Origin of the sequence: Candidatus Synechococcus spongiarum (genome assembly GCF_900047545.1) — a bacterium.
GTDB classification, from domain to species: Bacteria; Cyanobacteriota; Cyanobacteriia; order PCC-6307; family Cyanobiaceae; genus Synechococcus_B; species Synechococcus_B spongiarum_C.
In genome coordinates this window covers 1-10,077 of the sequence record NZ_FITM01000104.1, presented here as the reverse complement: position 1 = coordinate 10,077, position 10,077 = coordinate 1, and the positions used below count along the sequence as shown (strand labels likewise).

The window sequence follows — 10,077 nt, the reverse complement described above, 5'->3', positions numbered from 1 at the left end:
CCTCAACGTGGGCTTCTATTACATGGCCAATGCCGGTGGCCGTCTCCTGGGCACCGTGCTCTCCGGCCTGGTGTTCCAGTTGGCCGGTGGGGGCGCCGGGGGCATGGCGGCCTGCCTCTGGGGTTCGGCCCTGCTGGTGGGGCTCTCCTGGGGCGCCAGTGTCTGGCTGCCCCGGCCCCGGTCCTCCTTGGCCTAAGGGCGGCTGACGGCCGCAGGCGCCTGCTTCTGCTCCAGGCCCGGAAGCTGGCTGGCCATGGCCTGGAACCATTCCATGACGGTGGTGAGTTGCTGGGGGGCGGGCAGGGAGCCCAGGCCCCGGGCGATCACCTTGGCCGTGATGTTCCCGGCCTGGTAGATCAGACGGCCGTGCAGATGCTGGGGCAAACCCTGGCGCAGTCGGCGGAAGGCTGGTTCCTGCAGGGTGGTGTCCAGAATGATATTGGCCTTTTCCGGGCGGATGCGGGAGATGCCACAGCGTTGGGCCAGGAGCTTCAGTTCCATGAGTTGCAGCAGGGTCTGCACCGGCGCTGGCAATGGGCCGTAGCGATCACTCCATGCCGCCGCCAACGCCAGCAACTCTTCCAGGCTCTGGCAGTTGGCGGCGGCCCGGTAGGCGGCCATCTTCTCGTTGCCGTCGGCAATCCAGGCTTCGGGCAGGAAGGCCGGCACCCGCAGATCCACCTGGGTGTCCTCCACCTGGGGGATGTCCTGTCCACGGATTTCCGCCAGGCACTCCTGGAGCATGCTCATGTAAAGGTCAAAGCCGATGGCCTCCATCTGGCCCGACTGCTCCATCCCCAGCAAATTCCCCACCCCGCGGATTTCCATGTCCCGCATGGCCAACTGGTAGCCACTGCCCAGTTGGGCAAATTCCTGAATGGCCCGCAGCCGGGAGCGGGCCGCGGCAGTGAGCGTCTCTTCATTGGGGTAGAAGAGCCAGGCATGGGCCTGTACCCTGCTGCGGCCCACCCGTCCCCGCAGTTGATAAAGTTGGGCCAGGCCGAAGCGGTGGGCGTCTTCCACCAGGATGGTGTTCACCCGGGGAATATCCAGACCGGATTCCACGATGGTGGTGCAAACCAACAGGTCCGCCTCCCCGTCGTTAAACGCCAGCATGGTGGCCTCCAACCGGCCTTCATCCATCTGCCCATGGGCCACCAGCAGCCGCAGGCCGGGGGCCATGCGCTGCAACTTGGCCGCCACCTCGCCGATGCCCTCCACCCGGGGCACCACGTAGAAGATCTGCCCACCCCGGTCCAGCTCCTGGCGCATGGCGCTGCGCACCACCTCGTCGTCCATGGGCAGCAGGTGGGTTTTGATGGGCCGGCGCAAGGGGGGCGGGGTGGTGATGAGGCTCATCTCCCGCATGGAGGACAGGCTCATGTACAGGGTGCGGGGAATGGGGGTGGCGCTGAGGGTGAGCACGTCCACGGCCTTGCGCAGGGCTTTGAGCTTTTCCTTCTGTTTGACGCCAAACCGCTGCTCCTCATCCACCACCACTAGACCCAGGTCCTTGAACACCGTGCCCTTGCCCAGCAACTGATGGGTACCCACCACCACGTCCAGGGTGCCGTCCGCCAGCTGCCGGAGCAGTTCACGGCGTTCCGTAGCCGTACGGAATCGGTTCAGCAGCCCCACCTTGACGGGGTAGGGGGCAAAGCGGTCCCGGATGGTGCGCCAGTGCTGCTGGGCCAGCACAGTGGTGGGGGCCAGCAGGGCGCATTGCTTCCCGTCCGTGACGCACTTAAAAATGCCCCGCACCGCCACCTCGGTTTTGCCAAAGCCCACGTCCCCGCAGACGAGGCGGTCCATGGGACGCGGCGCCTCCATGTCCTGCTTCATGTCGGTAATAGCTTTGAGCTGGTCCGGGGTGGGGTCATAGGGAAAGGACCCCTCCAGATCCGCCTGCCATGGCCCATCGGTGGCGAAGGCATGACCACGGGCCTCATGGCGCTCGGCGTAGAGCTTCACCAAATCCATGGCCACCTTGGCCACTGCCTTGCGGGCCCGTTCCTTGGCTTTCTTCCAGGCGCTGCCCCCCATGCGGTTCAACTGGGGAGGCTGCTCACTGCTGGCCCGGTAGCGGCCCAGGCTGCCCAGTTGATCCGCGGCCACCCGCAGCAGACCGTCGGTGTACTTCACCACCAGGTAATCCCGTGGCTCGCCACTGAGGCTGAGTTTTTCCAGCTTCAGGAAGCGGCCAATGCCGTGGAGGCGATGTACCACGTGGTCCCCCGGCTGAAGCTTGTAGGGATCCACCGTGCGGCTGGCGGCCCGCTTGCGGCGGCGCACATAACCACTGCTGGCCAAGGACTGCTGGCCAAACATCTCCCGATCAGTGAGCAGCATCACCTTCCAGGCCGGCAGGGCCACCCCCTCCAGTTCGGCCACTCCCTTGGCCTTCAGCACCACGGGGATGCCTTGCTCCAGCAGTTGGGCAATGGCGGGGCGGTCCTGGGCGTTAGGCACAAAGCGGGTGACGGCGTCGTGCTCCTCCAGCAGGGCCACGGTGCGGGAGGGCTGGGCGGAGAGGAGCCACAGGTGGGTGCGCTGCCGCTGCTGGTCCCGCAGCAGCTTGCCCAGCTTGCCGAATTGGTTGGGGAGACAGGGCACCGGCCTGGCCCCGAGGGACACGTGATGGGGATGGCTGTCCGCCGTGTCCAGTTCCGCCAGATCAAATCCCGCCCGGCGATCCGCCTGCTCCAGGCACGTGGTCATGGGCCAATGCATGGCACCCCGCATCAGGGCCGCTGCCGCCGGGTCCATCCCGGCGCGCAGATCTTCAAGGTGACTGGCGGCATGGTCCACCCACTGCTGGCCGTGGGCCAGGCAACTGCGCCGTTTGTCCACCACCACCAGCCCAAAGCTGGGCATGTAGTCCAACAGGGTGGCGGGCTGCGGGAAGGCAGTTCCCAATAGCCGCCGCAATCCCTTGGGTGTCTCACCGTCTCGTAGGGACGCCAGCGCCTGATCCCCCACCAGGGCCTGTAGCCCCGCCGGGACGGCGGTGGTCCGCAAGGCCTGGGCAATGAGGGGGTCATAGCCCCTGGGGGTGAGCCAGAGCTGCTCAACGGTGTCCAGGGACCGTTGGCTGGCTGGATCAAACTCCCGCAGTTTCTCCAGCTCGTCGCCAAAGAACTCCAGCCGCACCGGCAACTCCGCGCTGACGGGATACACGTCCACAATGTCCCCCCGTTGGCTCCAGGCGCCTTCCTGCTCCACGGTGTTGACCCGTTCGTAGCCCAGTTGACCCAGGCGCTGGGCCAACCTGCCCAGGTCTGTTTGGCCACCCCGCTCCATGGTGAGGCAACTGGCCTGCAGCGCCGCTTTGGGAGGCAGATGGGGTTGCAGGGCCCGCTCACTGGCCACCACCACCAACGGCTCCTGCCCCCTCAGCAGTTCCGCAAGCACCTGAAGCTGGCCGTAGGTGATCTCGCTGGTGGGATCCAGATCCTCGTAGGGGGTGGCTTCACTGGTGGGATAGAACAACACCATGGGCCAGCCCATGGTCTCCAGCAGTGCGGTCCAGCGCCCGGCTTCCTCCGCTGTGGGGGTGATCACCAGCAGAGAACGCCCCTGCTGCCGGGCCACGGCACTGGTGATCAGCGCCTGGGCCACGGGGGCGCCGCCACGGAGACACAGCCGTTGTCCTTGTTGTTGCCCCCGGCAGATGCGCTGCGCCAAATCAACGGTCAACGCAGCCTGTTGAAGCTGATGCACCAGGGAGCCAAGGGGCATGGAACGGGGGATTACACAACCGCACCGATTCTGACAAACCTTCCTGGCCAAATCTGCAAGGCATAACCAAGAGGATTTTGGAAAAAGCCCCCAGGGACTCGGTGGGAGCTTGCTGTGTCCTCTTGTGCCTCGTGTGAGGAGTGCCGAGTCACCTCACTCTCAATTATGCACACCGGAAGCCTGTCCGTGCCAGAGCTGGGGGATGATCCGTAACTTTATGTCGAAAACTTACAGAATTGGCGGCAACGGCCGCCTCACTCCATCACCTGGGAAGTGGGTAAGCTTTGTAGTAGTACGCAGTACAAGGGCTTGATGGAACCAGGCCACTCCGGGACAGACTCACCCTACGTACGGCTCGGTGTCGCCGATGACGCCAGTTTTGATGCCGTCCATGCAGCAAAGACCGAGAAGTTGGCGGCTTGTGGGGACGACCCCCAGGCCAGGGCCCGTATTGAGGCCGACTATGACGCTGTTCTCATGGATCGGCTGAAGCAGCGCCAAGCGGGGAAGATCAGCCAGGGGGCCATCTCCGCCTCCCAGCAGGAAGCCAGGGCAGCCTCCCCCTTGCGGCAGCTCAAGCTGCCAGCCCTTCCCCAGCTCCCCATGGGGCGTACCGCCAGCCCTCGGTCACGGCCCGTCCTGTCCATGGAGGTGCCCAGGTTTGCCTTGGCCGAGCGGCAGTTGCTGTGGCTGCCCCTGCTGGTCCATGGCGGGCTGCTGGCCTGGGTGGTGGTGTTCAGCCCCCCGTCCGGGACCCTCTCCCTGATCCTGGCCCTGGGCACAGGGATCACCATCCTCAACCTGCTGTGGCGCCACGGGCGTTTTTTCAAGGCGACCTTCTGGGGGTTTGCCGGGTTGGCCGTGGGATTGGCCATGGGTGCGCTGCTGACCCAGCCACTGGCGGTGACGTCACCGTTGCAGGAGGTGCAGATCAGCAGCACGCTGGCCCTGTTGGTGCAGTTGGTACTGGCCCTCACCGTAGCTTGACGGCGCCAGCTCTCAGGCCGTGGATCACCTGCTGGAGATCAGCCGCACGGAAGTGGTACACCTCCCCGCAGAAGTGGCAGGTCATCTCCGCGCCGCCATCCTGAACAATCATCTCCTCCAGTTCCCGGATACCCAGTAGCTGCAGGGCGGCGCGGCAACGGGCTGCAGTGCATGGGCAGTGGAAACGCACGGGCTGGGGCGCCGCGAGGATTTGGGGATCCAGGGCGCCAAAGAGGGATTGGAGAAGGGCGGCCATGTTGCCCCGGTGGGCCTCCAACTCCCGGCTGAAGCCCTCTACGGCGGCGCATTCCCGCTCCAGAAGATCCAGCAACGCTGGCTCGTTGGCAGCCTTGGGCAACACCTGCACTAGCAGGCCACCACTGCAGCGGATCCCTTTGCGGGTGATGCGTTCTCCTACGAACACTGCTGAGGGGGTCTGCTCCGAATGCAACAGGTAGGCGGCCAGGTCGTCGCCGATGCCCCCACTCACCAACTCCACGGTGCTCTGGAACGGATCCCCCAGACCTTCGTCCCGGGTGACCTGGAGATGCCCCTTGCCCACGGCGCCGGCCAGATCAAACTGGCCCCCGGGCGCCAACGCCAACTCCAGATTGGGCGCTGCCACGTAACCCCGCACCCCGCCGTTGCGACCGGCATCCACGGTGAGGCCCCCCAGGGGGCCTTCACACTGAAGCCTCAAGCTGACCCGGGCCCGATGGGTCTTCATGCTGCTGGCCAGCAGCAACCCTCCGGCCATGGCCCGTCCCAGCAACGTGGTGGTGAGGTAGGACAGGCCATGGCGACGGCAGGCATAGCGGGTGGAGACCGTGGTTTCCACCGCCACCATACGGATGCCGCCATCAGCAGCCACGGCGCGAAGAATCTGATCGGCCACGGCAGCAGGGGATCTACGCAGGCTTGATGGTAACGGGCTGTTCCTCCTGATAAGGCTCCAGCCCCCCGTCCTGGAGCCGCCAGCAGCGTGGCTGGAGGGGAGCGAACAGTTTGGGCTCATGGGTCACCACCAGCAGCACCCGCCCTGTGCGGAGTTGGCCCAGCAGCGTCAGCAGACTGTCCCGCACAGACCAGTCCAGGCCGGCGGTGGGTTCATCCAGCAGCAGCACCTGGGGATTCCGCAGCAACTGCACTGCCAGGGCCAAACGCCGCTGTTGGCCACCACTCAGGCGCTCCGGGGGCTGTTGGCGGGGAACGTGGTTCAGCCCCACCTGGGTCAAGACAGCGCCGAGACGTTCTTCCGTCAAGCGCCGTTGACCCAGTTGCAATTCCTGGCGCACGGTGAGGCCAAGGAAATGCCGTTCAGGAAACTGAAACACCAGGCCGCAACGTCGATGTCGCTGCCGTCGGTCCATGGGATTCCCCTGCCAGCAGATGCGCCCCCGACCCGGTTGGATCAGCCCTGCCACCAACTCCAGCAAGGTGCTCTTCCCGGCGCCGCTGGGGCCCGCCACCACGGCGGTCTCGCCTGGGCGTACCGCCATGGACACCTGCCTTAACAGGGGGCGGGGAACTGTTGCCGGGTGATAGGACACCTGTTCCAGACTGAGCACGGTCGCCAACGGCCCCGCTGAACAGCCAATCATCCTGGCGCAGGATGGAGTCCCTTGGCCATACCCCATGGACGTGCGTTTTCGTGAAGTTGATCCCTTCAACTGCTGGATCTGGGTCCGCCTGGCGGAACCGCTCACCGAGGCGGAAACGCCCTATCTACAAGAGATGTTCGACAGTTGGTACTACCTGGGCAAGTTGGGTGGCTTCAACGCCGAGAACCTGCAAGTCCATGAGGAGGGAGCGGACATCAGTTGGATGCACTACACCCAGGAGCAGGCCGACACCAATTTGGCAGCGGTGATGCACAACATGGGTGATCTGGAAACCCAGGCGACATGGTGTCGCATCTGGGTGGACCTGGGCACCAGCGATGCCCTGGCCCTGGACGTGCTGATCAATGCCCTGAAAACCCTGGATCAGGACGTGGTGCGGGTGGAAGAAGTGGTGATCGGCGGCATCAACAGCGACTGGCCGGTGGAGGAGCAGCCCGAGAGCTTTATCGCCGATGGGCAGCCATGGCCCCGTTAGGGGATCCGGCCAACTTGAGGGGGCCACGCAACATCACGGCGATGCCCAACTTAAGGAAACGCTGGAGAACTCCCTCCGCCCCAATCCTGAACTTTTGAAAACCCTTGCTGTGACAGGGTAGCCGGAATCCTATGTGGACCCACTTTGAGGTTTTCCAGCGTTTCCTTAAGAAAGATGTCCAAATTCGAAACCTGGAAAAGGGGATTTCACAGGTTGTGGCATCATGCTTATAAGCAGATTGGAGTCAAGATGATGAAGCGGGATTGTTTTGGCTGGATGCTGGACGGGATCGGTCGTTCCAGGTTGTTGGCCCCTGATCAGGAGGTGAGCCTGGGGCGCACGGTTCGCACCTGGATGGACTACCCCGGTGGCCCCGACAAGGCCCCTGCCGGACTGTCCAAGTCGGGTCTCCGTGCTCGGAGAGAGATGATTCGCTCCAATCTGCGCCTGGTGGTTCACCTGGCCAAGAAATACCGAACCCGGGGCCTGCCCCTGGAAGACCTGGTGCAAGAAGGCAGTTGTGGTCTGCAGCGGGCCGCAGAAAAGTTTGATCCCACCACCGGATACCGTTTCAGTACATATGCTTACTGGTGGATTAAACAATCACTCCAACGGGCGGTGAGCCAGCAGATTTCCAATATCCGCCTGCCGTTTCACGTGGCGGATCGCCTAGCGCGACTGACAGCCTGTACCCACCGCCTCACTCAACAGCTTGGCCGTATCCCCAGCCTGGACGAAGCGGCTCTTGCCATGAATGAAACCAGGGAACAGATTCGCCAATTGGAGCAGACGGCACGGTTGCTGAGCGTGGCAAGTCTGGATGCTCAGGTGAAGAACGAGGATGACTACAGCTCCCTTGGCGAGTTGATCGAGGACGAGCGCACTCAACCCATGGATGCCCTGGAACAGGTGGACATTTTGGCGCAACTCGACAGACTGATGGATAGCGCCAAGCTCACTGAACGGGAGCGGCAGGTGGTCAGGCAGCGCCACTGTCTCCATCAACCCCTGCCCTTTCAAGGGATTGCCGGCAGCCTGGGCCTCAGCCGTGAGCGTACACGCCAGATCGAGCAAAACGCCATGCGCAAGCTACGGCGGGCCGCCCATGGTGGGTCACTCCATTGCAAGACGTCCTCCCGCACAGTGAAAACACAATATCCATGACCCACCGCGGATTGTGGTCATGCCCTGGAACGATTGAAACATCTCCCGCACCATGACCAGAGAAACAAATACCCTGGCATGGATGTTTCAGAGGATCTCCCAGTTTCGGTTGTTGACCTCTGAGGAGGAAACCAGCCTGGGCCAGGTCGTCCACAGGTGGCGGAGCTACACTGGTGGTCCGGAGTCTGCTCCAACCAGGGTGCGCCGAGCAGGTCTTCAAGCTCGGGAGCAAATGATTCAGTCCAACCTCAGGCTTGTGGTCCATCTCGCCAAGAAATACCAGGACCGCGGCCTTCCCCTGGAGGATCTTATTCAAGAGGGTGCAATCGGTTTGCAGAGAGCGGTGGAAAAATTTGATCCTGCCAAGGGCTATCGCTTTAGCACGTACAGCTACTGGTGGATTAAACAGTCTCTACAACGGTCCATCACCCAAAAAGGCTCCACCATTCGCTTGCCGTTCCACGTGGCGGATCGCCTGGCCCGCCTGAAGATTACGGTGCAGCGATTATCAGACAAGCTGGGACGATTACCCACGGTGGCAGAAGTGGCCAAGCTGGCCAACGGAACCCAGGACCAGATCCGCCACCTGGGGCGCACCGCCCAACTGCTCCACATGGTGAGTCTTGAGCAGCACATGGATGTCGAGGGAGACCCAGCCCCCCTTGATGAATGGATTGACGAGCGTCCCCGTCCTATGGATCAACTGATGCAGGTGCTGGAGAGGGACTACCTGGTGGAGATCATCAACGCGTCTGGGCTGAGGGACCAGGAATGGGCCGTGGTGCGGCAACGCCACTACTTGAACCGGCGCCCCACGTTCCAGGACCTTGGCAAGAGTCTGGCCCTCAGTCCTGAACATACCTTCCAGATCCATCAGAGTGCCCTACGGAAGCTCCGCAGGGCGGCGCGAACCGTGAACCTGGCCAACGTCAGATCCTGGTGAGCGGGGACACCCTTTGCGGCCTGGTGTCCATTGGCTCCGGCCTATGGGAGGGACAGAGGTCCGCCAAGTGGCAGCATCCACAGGCTGGTCGCCGCGCCTTGCACACAGCGCGGCCATGGAAAATGAGGCGGATGGACAGCAGGTCCCAATCCGCCTGGGGCAGCAAAGCCATCAGCTCCACCTCAATGCGGGCTGGATCCGTTGCAGCCACAAGGCCGAGACGGTTGCTGAGGCGACGCACATGGGTGTCCACCGTCACACCCGCATTGAGGCCATAGGCTGTGGCCAGCACCACATTGGCTGTTTTGCGGGCCACACCGGGGCATTCCAGGAGCGCCTCCATGGACTTGGGCACACGGCCCTGATGGCGCTCCAACAACAGGCGCGACGTGCTCACAATGTGGCGGGCCTTGTTGCGGTAAAATCCCGTAGGGCGCACATAGGGTTCCACCTGCTCCGGCTCCGCGGCGGCAAAGCTGGCGGCATCCGGGAAGCGATCAAAAAGGGCTGGCGTCACCTGGTTCACCCGCTGGTCCGTACATTGGGCCGAGAGCATGGTGGCCACCAGCAACTGGAAGGGATTGCGCCAATCCAGAGAACAGCGGGCGTCCGGGTAAAGCTGGCCCAGGTGTTGAAAGATCAAGGCCGCCCGCTGGGGAGGCGGTGGCCAGCCTCGATTGTCCACGTTGGGCATCATGTTGGGCGTCAACTGGTCAACCACGATTTGAGGATGGTGAGTTGGGAGGTATCGCGCACCATTAACACCCCCACCAGACCCAACAACAGGGCAAATCCCAGGCGGTTCACCGTCAGGGTCCACCGTTCCGGCAGCGGCTGCCCCCGCAGACCTTCCCAGAGCAGCAACACCATCTGGCCCCCGTCCAGTGCGGGCAGGGGCAAGGCGTTCAGCACCGCCAGGTTGATGGAAATCAATGCCGTGAACAACAGGAGGCTGGCCCCCCCCTGCTGCGCCAACTGGGCCCCCACCTCCACGATGCGGACAGGTCCCCCCAATTGCTGGGCCGTGGCCTGGAAGTGGGTCAGCAGTTGGCCATAGCCCGCCAGGGTATTGGCCGTGATGGTCCAGAAGCCCCGGCTTGCCGTGGCCAGCCATTCCCCCACCCCGGCCACAGGCCGATACCGGCTGG

At 63.6% G+C, this 10,077-nt stretch carries 9 protein-coding genes and 1 pseudogene; 5 read left to right on the top strand and 5 right to left on the bottom strand.

Annotated elements, in window-relative coordinates:
- Window positions 1-196, top strand: a pseudogene (locus FLM9_RS04530) (organoarsenical effux MFS transporter ArsJ); the annotation flags it as partial.
- Here FLM9_RS04530 and mfd read toward each other — a convergent pair.
- The gene (gene mfd / locus FLM9_RS04525) at window positions 193-3,738 is read right to left on the bottom strand and encodes a transcription-repair coupling factor (RefSeq protein WP_074457460.1); all 3,546 of its coding nucleotides are present in this window, start codon (window positions 3,736-3,738) and stop codon (window positions 193-195) included. The pseudogene FLM9_RS04530 and the gene mfd overlap by 4 nt on opposite strands.
- Window positions 3,739-4,050: 312 nt before the next feature.
- Here mfd and FLM9_RS04520 point away from each other — a divergent pair, with 312 nt between their 5' ends.
- The gene (locus tag FLM9_RS04520; RefSeq protein ID WP_074457459.1) at window positions 4,051-4,725 is read left to right on the top strand and encodes a CPP1-like family protein; all 675 of its coding nucleotides are present in this window, start codon (window positions 4,051-4,053) and stop codon (window positions 4,723-4,725) included.
- Here the strand turns inward: FLM9_RS04520 and hslO are convergent.
- Both hslO and FLM9_RS04510 read right to left on the bottom strand, forming a co-directional pair.
- On the bottom strand, window positions 4,712-5,620 hold the full coding sequence (hslO, locus tag FLM9_RS04515) for an Hsp33 family molecular chaperone HslO (protein ID WP_074457458.1): 909 nt from the start codon (window positions 5,618-5,620) through the stop codon (window positions 4,712-4,714). The genes FLM9_RS04520 and hslO overlap by 14 nt on opposite strands.
- Window positions 5,621-5,633: 13 nt before the next feature.
- Window positions 5,634-6,293 carry an ABC transporter ATP-binding protein gene (locus FLM9_RS04510; protein WP_074457462.1) on the bottom strand — a complete coding sequence of 220 codons (660 nt, stop codon included), beginning with the start codon at window positions 6,291-6,293 and terminating at the stop codon, window positions 5,634-5,636.
- Between the two features lie 67 nt (window positions 6,294-6,360).
- Here FLM9_RS04510 and FLM9_RS04505 point away from each other — a divergent pair, with 67 nt between their 5' ends.
- From FLM9_RS04505 to FLM9_RS04495, 3 genes are all read left to right on the top strand, one after another.
- Complete coding sequence (locus FLM9_RS04505) at window positions 6,361-6,822, top strand: DUF3531 family protein (protein ID WP_074457457.1); 462 nt, start codon at window positions 6,361-6,363, stop codon at window positions 6,820-6,822.
- Window positions 6,823-7,071: 249 nt separating this feature from the next.
- Complete coding sequence (locus FLM9_RS04500) at window positions 7,072-7,986, top strand: sigma-70 family RNA polymerase sigma factor (protein ID WP_074457456.1); 915 nt, start codon at window positions 7,072-7,074, stop codon at window positions 7,984-7,986.
- A gap of 232 nt (window positions 7,987-8,218) precedes the next feature.
- Entirely contained in the window at window positions 8,219-8,929 is a 711-nt protein-coding gene (locus FLM9_RS04495) for a sigma-70 family RNA polymerase sigma factor (protein WP_180365295.1), read from the top strand.
- Here FLM9_RS04495 and nth read toward each other — a convergent pair.
- Together nth and FLM9_RS04485 are read right to left on the bottom strand one after the other, a co-directional pair.
- Entirely contained in the window at window positions 8,916-9,623 is a 708-nt protein-coding gene (nth, locus tag FLM9_RS04490) for an endonuclease III (protein WP_081340196.1), read from the bottom strand. The genes FLM9_RS04495 and nth overlap by 14 nt on opposite strands.
- An 11-nt stretch (window positions 9,624-9,634) precedes the next feature.
- The coding region (locus tag FLM9_RS04485) for a site-2 protease family protein (RefSeq protein ID WP_180365294.1) at window positions 9,635-10,077 on the bottom strand (443 nt) is incomplete at its 5' end.

Bases quoted from the DNA above. Each gene is read 5' to 3' on its own strand.
- mfd (WP_074457460.1), bottom strand. From the start codon at position 3,738: ATGCCCCTTGGCTCCCTGGTGCATCAGCTTCAACAGGCTGCGTTGACC.
- FLM9_RS04520 (WP_074457459.1), top strand. From the start codon at position 4,051: ATGGAACCAGGCCACTCCGGGACAGACTCACCCTACGTACGGCTCGGT.
- FLM9_RS04505 (WP_074457457.1), top strand. From the start codon at position 6,361: ATGGACGTGCGTTTTCGTGAAGTTGATCCCTTCAACTGCTGGATCTGG.
- FLM9_RS04500 (WP_074457456.1), top strand. From the start codon at position 7,072: ATGATGAAGCGGGATTGTTTTGGCTGGATGCTGGACGGGATCGGTCGT.
- FLM9_RS04495 (WP_180365295.1), top strand. From the start codon at position 8,219: ATGATTCAGTCCAACCTCAGGCTTGTGGTCCATCTCGCCAAGAAATAC.
- nth (WP_081340196.1), bottom strand. From the start codon at position 9,623: ATGCCCAACGTGGACAATCGAGGCTGGCCACCGCCTCCCCAGCGGGCG.